The following is a 17,100-nucleotide window of genomic DNA, read 5'->3' on the forward strand; positions in this document are numbered from 1 at the left end:
CGCTGACATTCAGAAGCCTGTCTTGCGACTAGGCAGCATTTCTCGCATCCGTGCTCGCTAGCGATGGTCTGCAGCTGAGCTGCCGACACCAGATTTCAATGCATACGAGCGTGAAGAGGATGAACGCCACGTCGTTCCGATTTTGATCGAACGCCTTGCGCAATCGGGCGACGGCGGCAGGATCGAACAGGCCCCTTGCTGCGACGACGCGCGGCGATGTCATTTCCGCAGCCAGCTCACGTCCAGGACCGGCCATCCAGGCCCTGAGAGGGACGCCAAAACCCTGCTTCGCGCGATGCAGAACAGCGCGGTTCAACCGGGCTGCCATGGCCTTTCGCAAGATCCGCTTCGTTTGCCAGAGACCGATCTTTTGTGAGACCGGAACGCGCATCGCAAACGCGACAAGCCGGACGTCAAGCAGAGGCACGCGAAACTCGACGCCCTCCTGCATGCCCATCTTGTCGGTGTAGTTGAGATTGAGATCCGGCACGAATCCGTGAAGATCCAACTGCAGTAGTCGGTCCACCGGATGCAACGCGCGCGTCTCGCCCAGCAGTCGGCCGAACGGAGCGCTCTGGCCGTCCAGTGACTGGCCCGATGCTTTCGCCAGAAGCAAGGCCCGCTCTTCCGCCGGCCAGTTCGAGAAGCTCATGGCTTCCGTCAGCATCTCGTCCTCGCTCCAGCTCAACATCTGACCAAGGCGGCCGAGCCGACGACCGAGCACGGAATTGCTGGGAAACCCGCTGATCAGGTACGAGGTGAGCCGACGAGCATAAGGTAGCTGATCGAGCGTTGCCCAGATGAATGCTGCCACATGCCGGCCGTATCCCGTGAACAGATCATCTCCTCCGGTGCCCGTCAGCAAGACCTTGATGCCATGTCGCCTCGCTTCTGCAGCAATCATCCGGGTCTGGAGGGCGGCAAAGTCGCCGGTCGGCTCATCCAAATCCCAGAGCATTTGGGGAAGCTGTTCAACTAGCTGCGCCGTAGTCGGCACTTCGACCAGGGGCACCTCCAGCCTCTTTGCCATATCGCGTGCATGGACAATATCGTCTCCGAAATTATCGGCATGTGTGCGGTCCTTCGACACGCTTGCACAGAATGTGACGACGCGAGAGGGATCCGTCGCTCTGCACATCGACGCCACAACGGCGCTGGAATCAACGCCTCCGGACAAACACGCGCCGACGGAAACGTCGGCGACCATCTGATCCGCCACGACGCGATCGAACATCGTCAGCAAAGCCGCCGGCTCCACTCGCTCGCTGCGCGGGGGCGGGAGTGGAATGTCGTAGTATCGCTCAATCGTCAGCCGGGCGTTCGCGTCAATCCAGGCGCAATGTCCAGGTCGCAGCTTCCGAACAGACTTGAGCATGGTGGAAGCAGACGATGACCAGACGAACGCGAGGTGGTTTGCCACGCATCCAACGTCGATGTCGCGGGCCACATCCGGACACACCGTCAGTGCCTTGAGTTCTGATGCAAACAGAAACCCGTGAGGCAGCGCCGCATAGTACAAGGGTTTGACGCCGAGATGGTCGCGAGCAATGAAGAGATTCCGCAATGCCCGATCCCAGACTGCGAATGCGAAAATTCCATTCAGTCGACGGAGGCAGGACCGGCCCTGCCGTTCAAACAGACAAAGAAGCACCTCTGTATCGCTCTTGGTGCGAAATACGACACCGGCACTCTCGAGTTCACGACGCAACTGCTTGAAATTATAGATCTCGCCGTTGAATGAGATGACGTAACGTCCATCAACCGTATGCATCGGCTGGTTGGCGGCAGCACTCAGATCAATGATTGACAGGCGGGCGTGGCCGACCGCGAAACTCGCGTCCCAATCCCGCCAAGTGGCGCTGCCGTCCGGGCCACGATGATTGATCCGATCAAGCATCGCATCGAGCAGCCGGTCGCTCCAGGGGCCGACGAAGCCTGCAATACCGCACATACGAGGATCATCCTCTCACCGGCGTCCCGAGCAAATGGTCCGCGCAATCGGCGTCCCGAACAAATGATCCGCGATGGCGTTCCATTTCCGCCACCGGTCTGGTTGGGTCCGATAAACATAGGTTCGAATGGGTTCCGAATTGGATCGAGGGTTTACCTCGTAGGAACCTGCCGCCGTCAATCGCGTTTAGGGCCAGCTTCCTCTGACTTGCGGGAGACGGATGTGGCCGATATTGGCGCTCGCGAATCCGCGAAGGTGGCTGCAAGAGATACCGATTGGTCCTCCGGACTGTCGCTCACAGCGATCATCCTGACTTTCGAGGAAGAGCTGCACATAGAGCGCTGCATTCGAAGCCTCAAACCTGTCGCATCACGAATTTATGTCGTCGATTCGTTTTCGACAGACGCGACGGTCGAGATCGCCCGCGGCCTCGGCGCTGAAGTGATGCAACGGAAATTCAAAAATCAAGCCGATCAATTTCAATGGGCGCTCGACAACCTGCCGATCGACACGAGTTGGGTCATGCGTGTTGACGCAGATGAATACATCTCGACAGGACTCGCAGCATCGATGACGAAAGTCCTTCCTCGCGCGCCCATATCGGTCTCCGGCTTTTACGTTGACCGGATGGTCGTATTTCTCGGGCGCCCGATTCGCCACGGGGGCTTCTACCCGATGAGAGTCCTGAAAATCTGGCGGACGGGATTAGGCCAGGTGGAACAGCGCTGGATAGATGAATACTGCGTCGTCAAGCACGGCCAGGTGGAGTACTGCCCGGGCGACTTGATCGACGAGAATTTGCACGACCTGACCTGGTGGACAGAAAAACACAACAAGTATTCAAGCCGCAGGGTGATCGACCTGCTCGACCGCGAACTCGAACTGGGGCTGTCGCAGCATGCAGTTAGCGGCAAGATGTCCGGCCGGCAAGTCATCTACCACAAGGTCAAGACCAAGATATATCCAGCTCTCCCGCCCTATCTGCGTGCCTTTGCATACTACCTGTATCGATACGTGTTTCGACTGGGATTCCTCGACGGGCAGCAAGGTCTCGTCTTTTGCTTCCTGCAGGCGTTTTGGAATCTTTTTCTGGTGGACGCCAAGCTCTACGAGGCCCGTCGGATGATCGCTGCGGATGGACTGGAGTCATTCATCAAACACTTGCGGGACGCGCAGGGGCTGGATGTCGGACCTCCTTGGAAGAGCAGATCGCACCGGAGCGCTTAGGTCGGATTGCCCGGACGATTGTTTAAGTTCGAACGAAGAGCCGCGGTTGCAACTCAAAGTTCGCGCCTGCTCGCCGGGTACAATGGGAACGCCAGGAGAGATGAGATGAACCGCCGCAACTTGCTCATCTTAGGCGCTTCGAGCGGCTTTTTCGGATCGGCTCGCGCGAAGGAAAAAGTAGCCGGAAGCATTGAAGCGCGTCTGGACGTTCGGAGATTCGGTGCGGTCGGCGATGGCGTAAACGATGATACAAGTGCGTTTCAGCGGGCGATCGATTATGCCTGCAACAACAAGATGCAGTTGGTCGTTCCCGGTACGCCCAAATCTTATCTAATTTCCGACTCCCTACCCATTCCGCATGGCAAGCACGATTGGGCGATTTCGGGAGAGGCGGGGCGAGTCAAGATCACACAAACCGCCGACAACAAGCCCATCTTCCTGTTTTCCAGCCATGGCCACGATTATCGAGATACGACTAATCGCTCCTTCAGCGTAAGCAACCTGAAGGCCGCGTGGACGCGCAATCAAGGCATTGCGAATAACGAATCCAACATGTTCCTGTTTGACGACGGAGGGTATGCGGATTTTCAGATCGACAATTGCGAAAATTCCAATGGTTGTCGGCTCATCTCAACTCGCGAAATGCAGGCATCTAATCGCCGTCTGAACATATGGGGCTGTGTTTTTTCGCGCCTGTTTAGCGGTTATTCGGCGAGTGGCGCGGCTGTCCGCTTGAAGACCAACCCTGTCGAAGGGATGCCAAATATCCTGATCTCGCATCTCTACGCCCTTCGGTATGCGGCGAAAGAGGAACTCATTCACCTGGCGGGTTGTTCAAGCGTCAACATTGACAACGTCGAGATCAACTTCGGCCGCGGGCCTCAGCTCGTCTGCTGGGCCGGAACGACAGAAGTCAATGTGCGCGCGTGGCGCATGGAGGAATGCACAATAGCGGACGGTCCACGAAACGTGATTTTTGATCTGAGCGGTAACGGGCCGGGTCAACAATGCAGCTACCGTATCCAGGGCGTCGAGATGCGGTTTACGACCATCGACACCAAGCAGGCTCATTCCGTCTTTCACGCGCACGACGGCGCGCAAGTGATAATCGACGGCTATCAGGAGGTTGCAACCAGGCACAAGTCGGGAGCGCTCACGGTGGCCACTACACAGGACGCACGAATTCAGTTTCGCAGTGTTGCGGATATCATTTCTCCCCACGTTCTTCTCTTGAACAACCCTGATCTGGCAGCCGTCACATTCGCAACCTCGGAAGTGCTGCGCTTTTACAAGAACAGTCTGACGTCGCGCATGGACCGCGTGCCAAACGACTCACCTAGCGCGATCAATGGCCAGGCCGTGGGAGCTGCCGGTTGGATATGGGCGATCGAGCTCAGCTTGGATGCGGAAGTAACGGCTGGGCAGATAGAACTGGAGCTCTTCAAGAACGGACTGCCGCTCGATTCCGGAGCGATGAAGCTCGCCATAACGTCGGGAGCCGGCGGCCTGAAGGCTGCCGCCGTCGTCAAAAACACCAAACATTCGGATTATCGTGTAACGCCCGGCGATCGTGTCCACTTCGAGCTCTCGACGGATCAGGCGTTTGCTGGCCCCAAGAACGCGCTTTTCAACCTCGTGATTGCGAACATCTAGGAGCGCCCCAGATGTTGCAACCTGACAAGTCGGCAGTTCTTCTCGGCGACGTGGAACAACCGCCCGCTAGTTCGGCGGCCGAAATGCTTACGTCCAGTACCGCATTCCTCCGCCGCAACCTCCGACTGATCCTGACACTTCTTGGCCTAGCCGTCGCATCGTCCCTCGCCTATCTCCTGTTCGCGACGCCCCGCTTCACGGCAGAAGCCGTTCTGTACATTGAAAAGCCGCACATCCGCCCAGTTCAGTCCGAACCCGTGAGCAGCGACAATTCCGTCGATTCTAAAACGATCGATAGCCAAGTCGAGATTCTGAAGTCAGATGCAATCGTACTGTCAGTTGTCAAACGTCTTCAACTGGCGGAAAACGCGGCTTTTATAAGCGCAGGGACCTCACGTCTGACTCCCGAACAGGAGGCCATGCGCGTCCTGCGACGAAATCTGTCTGTGTCGCGAGTTGGCCTTTCATCGGTCATCAAGATCAACTTTACCGATTCTGATCCCCAGCAAGCCGCACGAATAGCGAATGCCGTCGCCACCGCATACATCGAAAATCGGATCAATTCCACGTCTCAAGCCGCGGAGAGCGCAGCCAATTGGCTGGAAGCTCGCCTCCGAGACCTGCAGAAGAAGGCAGCCGATGCGGAGAAGCTAGTCCAGGAGTTTCAAGCGAAGAATGAAATCGAGGAGCAGGCAAAGCTAAGCGAGCTTCGGGCAAATGCAAGGACGTATCGAAGGCTCTATGACAGCTTTCTCGATCGGTACGCCGAAGCCGGTCAGCAGCGGTCGTTCCAGTTCACCGCGGGTCAAGTCGTAAGTCCAGCTTTGCCGCCGGCATTCAAGAGCAGACCGAATGCCCTGTTGGTGCTGCCGATTGCCGTATTCGGCGGGCTCTGCATCGGTCTTGGGATTGCGGCCTGGGCAGAACTATCGGATCGGACTTTCCGGACGCCCGAGCACGTTGCAGAGCGCCTGAAGATCGACTGTCTTGGAGCGCTCGAATGGATTCGACCTCCCAAGCGATCTTTAGCCTTGAGCGAGCGGTTTCGGACGTTCCGAACGCCCGGGCATGTTGCAGAGCGCCTGAAGATCGACCGTCTTAGTCGGCTCGAATGGATTCGAAAATGGCCTCTGGCTGAGCGGTTCTTGGAGCGGTTTCGGAGCAGGTTGGCGGCCCCTCAGCTCATACACTCGGCCCTCTTCGCGTATGTGTTGAAGAATCCGGCATCGCATTTCGCTGAAACCATCCGTTCGTTAAAGCTATCCTGCGATCTTCTCCTTCCGGAACAGCCGTCGAGGATTGTCGGATTTACGTCCGCGCTGGAGGAGGAAGGCAAGTCGACCGTCGGTGCGAATTTCGCGCAGCTCCTTTCGCGTGCAGGACGCAAAGTTCTTCTTCTTGATATGGACTTCCGCAAGAGGACGCTGTCACGCTCGATGACACCGCGTGCCTCGAAGGGCTGGTGCGACTTGGCCCTGCAGTGCGGCAGCGGGGAGGAAGTGCTCCGGACCGATGATGCGAGCAAGATGCATTTCTTCCCCCTGCTGGAAATGCCCGAGCCGTTCGAGCCGATGGAATTCTTGGCATCTAAGAATGTCCGCACGATGTTTGAAGCGCTTCGACGTCAATACGATTATATTGTTGTTGATTTGCCTTCCCTCGAGTCACCTACCGATATTCGGGCTTCAATCGTGACGATCGATGCCTACGTCCTCGTGCTGGAATGGGGCAAGACCTCGACCGAGACGGTACAATGCGCTTTGGCGTCGGTCCAAGGGGTGCATCGCAAGTTGCTCGGTGCGGTTTTGAACAAGACCGACCTTGGCTTGATGCACCACTATACGCCCCATCACAAAGGCGAGTGCTACTTCCGTGCTCCGACGGGTTCCTTTTGATCTTCGTCGGGCGCCGGCGCGGGCGATCCAGAATCGGTAAACTTGGGCAGACCTTCCAGCCGTAGCCGCACCTCAACAACGTCGCCCGGCATCAGTCTGGTACCTTCATCGGCAGCGATGTTGCCCGACGTGTCGTTGTCATTTCTGTGCACCTTGATCACCGGGTCGCCACCGGTTCCGCGGGCGAGTTGGGATCGCACCACTCCGGCATAAAACAATTTGTCGCCGACCGCTTGGAGTCGAGCCCGGATCGTGGCGAGGCGAACGTTGGCGTCCTGCAGTTTTCCTAGCAGACTGTCCCGTCTCTGGTCATCCACGCGCTCCAATCGTCTGGCGAATTCGCTGCGGTGACGCTGTACCTGGTTTATCAGCGCGGTCGTCTGAAGTACCCGAGTGGCTGAAAACAGCGTCTGTCTGCGCGTCTCCGAAAGTCGCGTCATTGGCACGAGCCCTTTACTGAAATTGGCCTGCAGTTGACTGTACTCAGCAGCGTCACCGTCAGCGTCCTTCTGCTCCGTCTCTCGTTGACGCTGAAGCGTGGCTATTTGCCCATCCTCCTGCTGAACGGCATCGGTTAGATATTGCTTCTCTTTTTGATGATCGGAATTGTCGACGCTGAGCCGCTGTGCTTCGACATCTGCTATCCTTGAAGTCACCGCCGATGGGAGCGGCAGATCATCCAGCTTCGGTTGCCCGAGCGCGCTCTTACCGTCGAGCTCGGCTTGGAAGCGGTCGGCCTGTGCCCGCACCTTGGCAAATTCCGTCCACAGTTCGTAGTAATCACCGCGAAAATCCGACGAATCCAGAAAAGGGTCCCGTCCCCGAAACCGCATTGTATCAAAGCCGCCTGCGAGCGCGATGGCTTGGCGCACAGTCATTCCTGGGCGGTAGGCCTGTGTCCCTGGATTGGCCACGTCGCCATTGACGTATATCGGCCGATACTCCGCCACGTTCAGAATAACCTCATCGGGAGAAACGGTGACCACCTGGTCCAGTGACACCGAACGCCCCTGCTGATCTAGTTGCCGAGAACGAAAGGCCTTGGTTGAAAGTATGGATTTTACTTGCCTCCGCAATTCGCCCACGCTCACGCCTGCCGCCTTGATGTCTCCGATCAATGGAAATGAGGCTTGACCATTCAGATCGATCATCACCCGGTGCCGAAAATCACGAAGGCCCACCACCTCGATCTCAAGCACGTCGCCGGGTGCCAGAAGGTATTCGGCGTGTGCAGCGATTGGGGCGAGCAGAACGGCGATAAGCATTAGGAGTTGCCGAGCGGACCCAAACAGGCGCAAATTCATTGCGTTCATCCTGCCCTCCAGCGTGGCCCGGGAATGATGGTTGCTACAACGAGCCCGCTGCCCCGGAGTTCCTGCGCCGCAGTTCCCATTGGGTCAATTTGGAACTCGACTTCAAAGGTCGCCGGCCCCGCGCAAGCTGCCTCGGGACAAAGGAACCGACCGACAACGCCTCCGTTTATTGATCGCAGCTGGGATTCCTTCAGCCGGCGGCACGCGACCGCCGCTTGGGCGGGCCGGTACCAATGTATACCGGAAGGCACATGCACGCTCCAGCGCAACTACGCACAACAACCGCGCGTCTCGTCGGGACGCGTCTTCGCACATTTCTATGCGTTGCCACGCTACTCTCGGTGTTCCTGTCAATCCATCTTTCCGCCTCAGGACGCCTTCTGTTCCCCTATGTTGCGGCTTTCGCCACGTCTCTCGCTCTGATTTGTCTCGAGTGGCGGCGTGTCTCGATAGGGGTGGTTATTGCTGCCTTTCTATTATTGATCGCTACCGTCGCATTTTTTGCTTTGTCGATCCCGTATGCGGTTGCCCCGTCACGTCGCCTACTCTCGCTAGTCCAGATGTACGTGGCGTTCATAGCGAACTACGGCCTTTTTCTTGGGCTATCCGCGTTACCATCGCGAACGGTTTCCCGCCTGTTCATGTATTTGGCGGTCGTCGTGCTGATCGTCGCGACATTGGAGGTGCACTTCGGTTTACGACCATTTGTCGACGCCGTTCGCTCGATGATTCATCAGCAGTACTACGATGACACGATACGAGATCTTGAGCTCTACGGCGCCGTGCGGCCAAGCGCTTTTTCGTCCGAACCTTCGCTGGTAGGTATTTTCTGGGGCCTATCGCTGTGTGGGTGGTTACTCGCCGATCCGGACAAGTGTGGGTTTAGACGGCTGGTTGTCGCTGCACTGCTGACCGCAGCTGCGATTTTTGTGATTCGCTCGCCCACCATATTCTATGCTGTCACTGTCACCGTGATCGGGTTGATCGTTTATCAATTAAGAAGAAGCGCCAACCCTGGCGTGCGATTAATCAAATCGGCATCACTATTTGCCTGTTTCGTGCTGGTCGTCGCCTCGACTTCGCTGCTTGCATATGCCTCCAATGCGTTCGGAGGATTGATCGAGGACATAGTCACGGGAGATAGCTTCTATTCTCGCCAGATTGGACCATATCGGCTTGCGTCAAGCATGGTCGACCACAGTCCTTTCTTTGGTTTCGGATTGGGAGGTGACGCAGAAATGACTCCTTACGCCATGGATGCGTTTTCGCCCGTCATCGAAAACATGTTAGCGGGAGCCTATGAGGCGGACGTCGCCAGCGTTCCGGGCATGGCCATCAACTTCAGTGAGGGAAAGACAAGTCACTTACTCACAAACTCGTTCTGGCAGTTTTGGATTTCATTTGGTATCTTAGGCGGCGCCATCATCGCCTCCATCGTGGCATTTGCGTTGGCACAATTGGGCGTGCGCGAAATTGGCTTCGTGTTGCTCGGGGCGACACTTATGGGGCAGACCATGGGAGGCATCGTGATTGTGCCCGCTTGGGCGCCTCTGTTTGTCATCGCCGCTCTCACGACTCATTGGGACGACGCTTCGCGACGCAGGCAGGTCGGCCGGCGGCTGTTCATGAAGCCTCCCAATCGGTTGAGCGCTTACAGCCAGCTGGCGGTTTAGAACGAGATAATGGAGCGCGACATGCACAGAAATGCCGCTGCAGAGATCGCCGGACGATGTGCGCATAATGGTTGTCGGCCCCTCCGACTCGCATTCCTTTGGGCATACTGGACCGGTTATATCGATGCGACCGTGCAGTACCTTCGGTCCGAGCATCACGTGGTAGTTTTTCGTGCGCGTCAGCGGGGACATGTCGGCAGTCTGAAAGACCAATACAGATTTGCCGAGGAGAGCTTCGGGCCGGTCGAGTCTGAATTGACCTACGCCGCTGAAATAGACGTCGACGCTCTCGACCAAGCCCTACATGAATTCGAGCCAGATGGAATCATCGTTCTGTCATGGCGCAGGCCTGCCTACCGCGAGTTAATGAAGCGGTGGGCCGGAAGGACCGTGCGCATCGTGTGTTTCGATAGCCAATGGCGCGGCCATCTGGGTGCTCTGCTGAGCAAGAGAGAGTTTCCACTCTACCTGAAACAGTTGGGGGGGCGGGCCCTGCGGCGATACTTTTTCCACTCGTTATTTGATGGTGCCCTCCTCTCCGGTCCCAAGTATGTCGACGGTCAAGGAAGTCCCGCGGCACGCCAGACGAGACAGATGACCTTCGCGCTTAAAATGGGCTTTCGTCCGGACGACATTTGTGAGGGCTTTGCTGTGTGTGATTGGCACACGCTGGCGCCCGGGCGACATCCCGGCGAACGAAAGAACTTCCTATTTGTGGGCCGTTATGCGCCTGTGAAGGGCGTTTCGATCCTGGTGGAGGCGTATCGATTGTATAGGTGCAACAGCTCGCAACCCTGGCCCCTCATTGTTGCCGGCGACGGGCCCCTCAAACATCTCTTTTCTGGAGTTCCTGGAATACAAGACGTCGGATTTGTCCAGGCGAACCAACTGCCTGACGTGCTCGCGGAAGCGGCGTGCCTCGTCCTCCCCAGTGTTCTGGAGCCGTGGGGTGTCGTGATCCAGGAGGCCGCTGCAGCTGGTCTCGGAGTAATCTGCAGCGATGAATGCGGAGCCGGAGACGTATTCGTGCAGCAAGACATCAACGGATTTGTCGTGCCGACCGGCAACTTCGAGGCGCTGGCAGACGCCATGAGGAGGTTTTCCGGATCCGAGAAATGGCTCGACCGCGTTCCGAACGCGAGTATCGAAGTATCGAAACGGCTGCTGCCCTCGAGTTTTGCAGAAACCGTCATACCGTTTGTCCAAAGAAAAAGGAAGTTCGGCTCATGAACTCGCAAGTCACCGTTAGTGCTGCATCGGTCGCCGCGCTTTCAGTGCCCGATACTAGGCCGGTGAGAAAGCCGTTTAGCAATTCGCTTGTCAGCTCGCTCGAAGATCCGACCAGTTGGCCATAAGCTTCTTCGCCCATGCTTCAGTGGAACCGGGGATCCATTGTCCAGAATCGAGTGGCAGGGATTGCCAGATCACTAATGAACATCTGGCGCCATCCCAAAACGAATTGCCGGGAGCGCTAGTCGTGTCGATAATTCCCCGCAATTCTCATAAGCGGAGTAGCAGCACCATGAGGAAAATTCGCCACCATGATGGTGTCGAAATCCTTACTTACCATCCGAAATCAGGAAGCGATCTGGGACCCAATAGAGCTGCCAGGTGCAAATCTCGCATGCGCGAATTTGGAGGGTAGAGAACTTAGTGATGCAAATCTTGAAGGCGCAAACCTGCGCGATGCCGACCTCTACTGGGTCATTCTATTCAGAGCAAATCTGAGTGATGCCGATCTTTCAAATGCCCTGCTTTGCGGGGCTGACTTGAAGGAAGCGAACCTGCGGGGAGCGAAATTGACGGGGGCTAATCTTGGTTTGAGCAATCTTGGCGGTTCAACGCCGCTTCAGGGAGCCGATCTACGAGGTGCAGATTTAACAGGAGCCGTGTTGAATGGAGCCGAGTACGACGAGCGCACACAATTTCCTGAAGGCTTCAGACCAGATGCTTCAGGAATGATTCTCGTTCAGTCGGGATTATAAGACTACGCGCGGACGTAGAAGATTGCGCCACTCTTTATGGACGATGCGAAAAGATGCGCCGAAATCGCCCTTGATATCCCGGCTAGCTTGCGCGCCGACAAGTTGGTCCGAGTGAATGTCTCAGTCTGGCCCATCGCGTCATTCCGTAGCGATGCGGAATTTGGTCGCTATCGGCGTATTTGCGGACATGGATCATGCCGTGGCGGGAATCGAGTACCGGGCGAAGTCAGCGGAAGGCAAGATGCGACATCCATTTTTCGAGGGCATCCGAGAAAGACTTATGAAGGCCGCGTCGTCCGAAACACGGCCATCGCGATTGGCATCACATTCGTCGCCGCGGTTGGCGTCTACCTTGCGACACGATTTCTCCAGTCGGTGCTGTAGGCGCGAGCACACCTGCGGGGCTGATGGGTTCTATTATTTCTTTTCGTTGGGAGCGACCGCGGGAGGTGATGAGAGTTCTTCAGCGGGCGTAGTGCCCCTAAGTTCGGATGCCCCAACACACTCACCCGCTCAACTCTTGGTGCCCCTGACAGTCCCTACCAGTTTGCATCCCATTTGGCGCACGCGGCTTCGCTTGGACAATCGACTTTCCTCCGACCATTGGCTTCTTTGCCGGCGGGGCGCCCTGAGCGACAGCGGCACCACCAACCGAGACTGCTGCGAATACTAATGCAGCTCGTGCAGCGGTATTTCTGCTAATGATCATCGATCTTCTCCATCTAAATCCGGCTTGAAGCGTTGCCTCTGGAGAGAGCGCTCGATGGCTTTTTCCGCGTTACCAATCGCCTCGCCCCGCGTGCTGCCATATCCGGATATCTTGGTCCCGGAGACGGTTGCGACCTACTTCCAATGGTGGCGTACGATGCCCTGCACAACGGAGTATTCGATCCCGCGATACAAATCGCGATTGCCTTTGTGTTTCGTCGCGATGTGGCCGCCAACTGAGCGGTCCTTACTCTGACCGGTCCGCCATCATCTTTTCAATATCGCCAGCGAGTTGTCTAAAATGGGCGGCGAGGCGCTCGTAAAGCTCGCGCTTCTGCCGATCCGTCGCGCTTCTCGCGATCTGTTCGGCAAAGTCGGCTTCGGCGCGCAGCTTCTCCGCGCTGGCCTTCATGTCCTGCATAGACCCTCACCTCGGCGGCAACCGATCATATACGTCGCCCGGCGTCGGGGACCATCGCAGGGGAATTAGAAAGCAGCTCGATCGCTCAATTTTGCCCGCCTGCTTAGCATTCCATGAGAAAGAAGCCGCCAACTGGGCGGCCTTACCGTAGGCCAATCCGTGCCACGGTCATTTCCGCGATCTCTCGCGGCTCGCTAATGCCTGTCGCGCCGACCTCGATAACCTTGCGAGCGACCATATCGCAAAGCGGGTCATTGCGATCAACCACGCCCAGCAAGTTTAGAGCGTGGTTGAAGGCTTTGTTCAAAAGCTCGATTTCTTCCGGCGTGCGCTTGTTTTTCAATAACCGATTGATTGGCATTGTCCCGCCCTCAGCCGACGCAAACAAAACCAGACCCCTCTTATAGCACTGGAACTCCGTTCACGGCCAGAGAACTACGGAAGGAACCCTAACCCTTCTCGAGCTTGCTGCGTTTTGCTAAGGCCAACACGCCAACCGGCATCATCAGTCTGAAGATGGAACGCGAAGACGGCGTGGTGGGTGCTCATGACTTGCTGTTGGTCGTTCTTGTAGTCCTGACTAACGTCAGGCCCTTCGAGGCCATCAGCGCGAACACAGTCACAGGGCATTCCTGCCCCACACTGACATCCCAACCCTTCTGCCCAGGCACGCTGCGGATGGTTGACCTTGCAGTCAGGATCAATCATCGAACGAGCCTAACCGGACGACGCCGGTATGCATCGATCGCAGAATTTGACAGCAGCAGCCTGCGCCGCTCGCCGCGTCTCATCATGCAAGCGATGCTGTCGAACAGAAACCGCGAGGTGTCGTTGGGTTCGCCGAGTTCACCCGTCCTCTCAAGGACGCTCCAAGCAATATTGAAAGACTGCTCAAAGAGGTCGGTGTCGGTCATGCAAGGAAAAACAGAGCCTCAACTGAAATGTTCCTACACCGGGCAAGGCCACGGCCGCGCGGTGATGGTTTGGGAGCAACACAACAAATGTTAGGTTTTGGTATGCAAGGAGAGCCGCGCCTCAACCGCATCGCAAATTCAGTGGCTCGTTCAACTAATCGCCTGCTGCGTCCTAGAACACCACCGTCTCCTCGCGCGCTTCTTTATTGTTGCGCACCCGGTTGGTAGGTAGGGTCTCGGCGGCCATTCCAGAAGCTCGACACCTGTTTCCGTGAAGACGATGCCTGCGGCGCTCAGTTCCGTTATCAAGGCGGATAATGTCGACGCCTGTGGTTCGCGTTTGCAGCTTTCGAGATCAGCGATTATCACACGACGAACACTGATACCCTCTGCCAAGTAGGATTGAGACCAACCAAGAAGTGCACGTGCGCCTCTTACCTGCGCAGCGAGCTTTGGAAAATCATGCATGGCTCCTCCGAAAAAAGAGTATGCAGAGGTTCAAAAGTGAACAGTATAGATTCTATAACAGTCTCATTTTTTATTGTTTGCTGCCTGCTAAGGTCAACCAAGATCAGGTTGTGAGCGCAATGCCAGCACGAGCGGCTCGGCGACAGACCTAGCAGCACCGTCCGTCACGTCACACCTTGTTCATTCGCCCCGCTGAGGTTCCGCGTATTTTGTTGTGAACCCTTCACCCTTATGGGTGAGACCATCTCTTCCGGCGGTTCGAGGGTCCCGTTTTTCTAACCTCAGCGCTCACCGATCCCGGGTTGACCCCGTGGGATGTAGAGCGTCATCCTATTGTCGTGGGTGGGAGGAAGGCAGTGGAGGTGAAGGTCGGTTCGATGTTTGTACATATTGTCGAAGACAATGCGAACTTCCGCAAAGCAATTGAAGGCCTGTTGAAGCAATTCGGATATGAGGTCTCCACTTATCCTTTGGCCCAGCATTTCCTGGATCGTTTGCCGAGCGACGACATACCGAGCTGCATCCTTCTTGACGTGCGGCTTCCGGGAATGAGCGGGCCAGAGCTGCAACAGCGGTTGTCAGAACTCGGTTCGACGCTCCCCATCATATTCCTCTCCGGCTACACTGATATTGCGACTACAGTGAAGACCATGAAGGCTGGCGGAGAGGATTTTTTGATCAAGCCCGTATCATCGGACCAGCTTCTTCCAGCCGTCGAACGAGCCATCGCCCATCACCGCGCGGTGCTTAACCTGAAGCAGACCCGCGCCCTCATTCTCTCCCGCATTGCAACGTTGACGCCGCGCGAGCGGCAAGTGTTTGAACTTGTCATTCGTGGCAAAACTAACAAAGAGATCGCCAACGTCTTGGGCGCGACCGAACGCACCATGAAGGCGCACCGCCATTTCGTGATGACGAAGATGCAGGCTCGATCTCTGCCAGAGCTTGTTTTGCTGGCCGAGCGCGTCAGCATCCTTGCGTCCGACGCGGGGCAGACTAGCTAAGACCGCGCTCGGTGCTGACCAGCCAAGGAGTCGTCCCAAAATGCAGAAACGGCGCTGTCGCCAGCGCCGTCTGGTGCACCTTACGCGTGGAACCGGCCCACTTCGACTGGCGCTGGCGGGAGCGACCCGCTCTGGCTCTGCTGGCGTGGGAAGCCTTGCCCGCGATCCGCCGATGAGGCTACGCCGCATGTAGCGAGAGTCAATTGGATCGGACAATTAATTTTAGGCCAGTGGCGATAACCTTTCACGCCATCGCAGCATCTGGCCAACGTGGCGCCCTCACTCCGTTGGCGCTGAGTATACGTCGTAAAAGGCTGAAATGATCTGCCCAAGTGATTGCATAATTTGTTGCCACACTTGGCGGCGTGAGGCGGGCCATTCTGGAACGGAGATCAAGAATGATCTTCATGTTGTTTGCCGTGGCCATTGCCGTCTTATTTTTTGCCGGCTCGCTCATCTTGCTACGTTTGGGTCAGCAGCTCGGCTTGCAGCATCGCAAGCGGAGCGGCAGCGAGGGCCTCGGAGGGTTAGCGACCGTTGAAGGCTCAATTTTCGGCTTAATGGGTCTGCTGCTCGCATTCACCATCTCAGGTGCGCTGCAACGCTTCGATGATCGCCGACAGCTGGTCATTCAGGAAGCGACGGCGGCCACCACCGCATATGACAGACTGAGCCTTTTCGGCGGAGACGATGCGCGCAGGCTTCAGACCGGCCTCAAAGAATACGTCCGCGCCCGGATCCATCTATACCGCATGGCGCATGATTTCTTGCTGCTCCAGCGGGCGGAAGATTTCTCGGACCAGCAAGAAAAAAAGGTGCTCGAACTCAAGAACCAGTTGTGGGACGCGGCGGTGGCGGCTTGCCCGCAGCCGAACTATCGACCTGCATGCGCTCTATCTCTTCCGGCGCTAAATAGTCTCTTTGAAGTCGCGCGCCTGCGTGCAGGTGCCGCCGAAAAACATCCGCCACAGATCGTCTACTTTATGTTGTTTGGCCTTGGTCTTGGCTGCTCACTGCTTGCCGGGTTCGGTATGGCCGCGAGCGCAGGGCACAGCTGGATACACATGTTGCTCTTTGCAGGAACCCTGACCGTCGCGCTCTACATCGTGACCGATATGGAATATCCGCGTCTCGGCCTCATCCGGATCGAGAGTTTCGATCATTTCCTCGCCGACGCCTACGATCAAATGCGATAACGCGCTTCGGCTGGCCTGAAACTGTCACCGCAAGTGGGTCCTTCGGCCCGTGGCGCACCTGCCGGGACCGCGCGACCCCACATATTGAGGATATCTGGCGCGAGAAAATCCGTGGTGCGGTTGCACGCGTGCCGGCACGCCAACGGCAGCGCAGCGAATGGCGCGATGCAATATCATCGAGGTGATGAAATGGACGGTGGTTGCTTGGCTTTATTTCGGAAGACATTCCACATTGTAGGCAATGATAATCTGGGCCGGATCGGCCTTGCCGATGGTCTTCAAGTCTTCCAGGCCACTTCTCAGCTTGGCTCCGGCATCCCTTAAACTTTCTTCAAGCGCCGATTTAGCCGCCCTGCATCGTTCTTCGTTGGAGAACTCCTGAAACACCACGGTCGGAAGGAGCCTCCATTCCGCCCTATCATTGGAGGCGGCTGGGCTGACGGAGTAGGAAAAGACGTACATCAGAACCCACATCGCATACTCCACGGTGTAACGACGACTTGCGCGGAGCGCCTCTGAACGTCTGCTCCAGGGGCAAGTCCAGGCATGGCACGTTCCGCAGCGCTGGGAATGACGCGATGTGCCAACTCGATCTGCACCAGGCCAACGCGTTGCCGACGGCACTATGGCCACCGGCGACATGGTCATTGTGCGCTATGCCGATGACCTCATCATCGGCTTCGCGCCCCATC

At 56.9% G+C, this 17,100-nt stretch carries 14 protein-coding genes and 1 pseudogene; 9 read left to right on the forward strand and 6 right to left on the reverse strand.

Features of this window, described 5'->3' with window-relative positions; genetic code table 11:
• Nucleotides 1–28: 28 nt before the first annotated feature.
• Nucleotides 29–1,951, reverse strand: coding sequence for an asparagine synthase (glutamine-hydrolyzing) (gene asnB, locus ACH79_RS00535; RefSeq protein WP_161849278.1), 1,923 nt, complete (start codon nucleotides 1,949–1,951; stop codon nucleotides 29–31).
• A 222-nt stretch (nucleotides 1,952–2,173) separates the two neighbouring features.
• Between asnB and ACH79_RS00540 the strand changes: the two genes are divergently transcribed.
• The 3 genes from ACH79_RS00540 to ACH79_RS00550 all read left to right on the forward strand — a co-directional run bounded on the left by ACH79_RS00540 (nucleotide 2,174) and on the right by ACH79_RS00550 (nucleotide 6,726).
• A complete protein-coding gene (locus ACH79_RS00540) occupies nucleotides 2,174–3,178 on the forward strand; it encodes a glycosyltransferase family 2 protein (protein WP_202639155.1) in 1,005 nt (334 codons plus the stop codon).
• Between the two features lie 105 nt (nucleotides 3,179–3,283).
• Nucleotides 3,284–4,831 carry a glycosyl hydrolase family 28-related protein gene (locus ACH79_RS00545; protein ID WP_161849279.1) on the forward strand — a complete coding sequence of 516 codons (1,548 nt, stop codon included), beginning with the start codon at nucleotides 3,284–3,286 and terminating at the stop codon, nucleotides 4,829–4,831.
• 11 nt (nucleotides 4,832–4,842) lie between these two features.
• Entirely contained in the window at nucleotides 4,843–6,726 is a 1,884-nt protein-coding gene (locus ACH79_RS00550) for an AAA family ATPase (protein ID WP_161849280.1), read from the forward strand.
• On the opposite strand, the gene ACH79_RS00555 is transcribed toward ACH79_RS00550, so the two are convergent.
• Nucleotides 6,696–8,039 carry a polysaccharide biosynthesis/export family protein gene (locus tag ACH79_RS00555; protein ID WP_161849281.1) on the reverse strand — a complete coding sequence of 448 codons (1,344 nt, stop codon included), beginning with the start codon at nucleotides 8,037–8,039 and terminating at the stop codon, nucleotides 6,696–6,698. The genes ACH79_RS00550 and ACH79_RS00555 overlap by 31 nt on opposite strands.
• A gap of 341 nt (nucleotides 8,040–8,380) precedes the next feature.
• On the opposite strand from ACH79_RS00555, the gene ACH79_RS00560 reads away from it, so the two are divergent.
• The 4 genes and pseudogenes from ACH79_RS00560 to ACH79_RS44965 all read left to right on the forward strand — a co-directional run.
• Nucleotides 8,381–9,712, forward strand: a complete 1,332-nt coding sequence (locus tag ACH79_RS00560; RefSeq protein WP_161849282.1) for a hypothetical protein — start codon at nucleotides 8,381–8,383, stop codon at nucleotides 9,710–9,712.
• A gap of 9 nt (nucleotides 9,713–9,721) precedes the next feature.
• Nucleotides 9,722–10,942 (forward strand): glycosyltransferase, encoded by a 1,221-nt coding sequence (locus ACH79_RS00565; RefSeq protein ID WP_161849283.1) that lies wholly within the window; start codon nucleotides 9,722–9,724, stop codon nucleotides 10,940–10,942.
• A gap of 311 nt (nucleotides 10,943–11,253) precedes the next feature.
• Entirely contained in the window at nucleotides 11,254–11,697 is a 444-nt protein-coding gene (locus ACH79_RS00570; protein WP_161849284.1) for a pentapeptide repeat-containing protein, read from the forward strand.
• A 199-nt stretch (nucleotides 11,698–11,896) separates the two neighbouring features.
• Nucleotides 11,897–11,977 (forward strand): annotated as a pseudogene (locus ACH79_RS44965) (DNA ligase); the annotation flags it as partial.
• Between the two features lie 675 nt (nucleotides 11,978–12,652).
• Here the strand turns inward: ACH79_RS44965 and ACH79_RS42815 are convergent.
• From ACH79_RS42815 to ACH79_RS00580, 3 genes are all read right to left on the reverse strand, one after another.
• A complete protein-coding gene (locus ACH79_RS42815; RefSeq protein WP_202639156.1) occupies nucleotides 12,653–12,826 on the reverse strand; it encodes a hypothetical protein in 174 nt (57 codons plus the stop codon).
• Between the two features lie 142 nt (nucleotides 12,827–12,968).
• The gene (locus ACH79_RS00575) at nucleotides 12,969–13,187 is read right to left on the reverse strand and encodes a hypothetical protein (protein WP_161849285.1); all 219 of its coding nucleotides are present in this window, start codon (nucleotides 13,185–13,187) and stop codon (nucleotides 12,969–12,971) included.
• Between the two features lie 703 nt (nucleotides 13,188–13,890).
• Nucleotides 13,891–14,208, reverse strand: coding sequence for a helix-turn-helix transcriptional regulator (locus ACH79_RS00580; protein ID WP_161849286.1), 318 nt, complete (start codon nucleotides 14,206–14,208; stop codon nucleotides 13,891–13,893).
• A 356-nt stretch (nucleotides 14,209–14,564) separates the two neighbouring features.
• On the opposite strand from ACH79_RS00580, the gene ACH79_RS00585 reads away from it, so the two are divergent.
• The gene (locus tag ACH79_RS00585) at nucleotides 14,565–15,212 is read left to right on the forward strand and encodes a response regulator transcription factor (protein WP_371419352.1); all 648 of its coding nucleotides are present in this window, start codon (nucleotides 14,565–14,567) and stop codon (nucleotides 15,210–15,212) included.
• A gap of 398 nt (nucleotides 15,213–15,610) precedes the next feature.
• A complete protein-coding gene (locus ACH79_RS00590) occupies nucleotides 15,611–16,408 on the forward strand; it encodes a DUF4239 domain-containing protein (protein WP_161849287.1) in 798 nt (265 codons plus the stop codon).
• A 210-nt stretch (nucleotides 16,409–16,618) separates the two neighbouring features.
• Here ACH79_RS00590 and ACH79_RS00595 read toward each other — a convergent pair whose 3' ends face one another.
• A complete protein-coding gene (locus tag ACH79_RS00595) occupies nucleotides 16,619–16,882 on the reverse strand; it encodes a hypothetical protein (protein ID WP_161849288.1) in 264 nt (87 codons plus the stop codon).
• Nucleotides 16,883–17,100: the final 218 nt, after the last annotated feature.

This window comes from Bradyrhizobium sp. CCBAU 051011 (assembly GCF_009930815.1).
Taxonomy (GTDB): domain Bacteria; phylum Pseudomonadota; class Alphaproteobacteria; order Rhizobiales; family Xanthobacteraceae; genus Bradyrhizobium.

Excerpts from the sequence above, each read along its gene's own strand:
- ACH79_RS42815 (WP_202639156.1), bottom strand. The coding sequence starts at position 12,826 with ATGCAGGACATGAAGGCCAGCGCGGAGAAGCTGCGCGCCGAAGCCGAC.
- ACH79_RS00595 (WP_161849288.1), bottom strand. The coding sequence starts at position 16,882 with ATGTGGGTTCTGATGTACGTCTTTTCCTACTCCGTCAGCCCAGCCGCC.
- ACH79_RS00550 (WP_161849280.1), top strand. The coding sequence starts at position 4,843 with ATGTTGCAACCTGACAAGTCGGCAGTTCTTCTCGGCGACGTGGAACAA.
- ACH79_RS00555 (WP_161849281.1), bottom strand. The coding sequence starts at position 8,039 with ATGAACGCAATGAATTTGCGCCTGTTTGGGTCCGCTCGGCAACTCCTA.
- ACH79_RS00580 (WP_161849286.1), bottom strand. The coding sequence starts at position 14,208 with ATGCATGATTTTCCAAAGCTCGCTGCGCAGGTAAGAGGCGCACGTGCA.
- asnB (WP_161849278.1), bottom strand. The coding sequence starts at position 1,951 with ATGTGCGGTATTGCAGGCTTCGTCGGCCCCTGGAGCGACCGGCTGCTC.
- ACH79_RS00590 (WP_161849287.1), top strand. The coding sequence starts at position 15,611 with ATGATCTTCATGTTGTTTGCCGTGGCCATTGCCGTCTTATTTTTTGCC.
- ACH79_RS00570 (WP_161849284.1), top strand. The coding sequence starts at position 11,254 with ATGATGGTGTCGAAATCCTTACTTACCATCCGAAATCAGGAAGCGATC.
- ACH79_RS00575 (WP_161849285.1), bottom strand. The coding sequence starts at position 13,187 with ATGCCAATCAATCGGTTATTGAAAAACAAGCGCACGCCGGAAGAAATC.
- ACH79_RS00545 (WP_161849279.1), top strand. The coding sequence starts at position 3,284 with ATGAACCGCCGCAACTTGCTCATCTTAGGCGCTTCGAGCGGCTTTTTC.
- ACH79_RS00565 (WP_161849283.1), top strand. The coding sequence starts at position 9,722 with ATGGAGCGCGACATGCACAGAAATGCCGCTGCAGAGATCGCCGGACGA.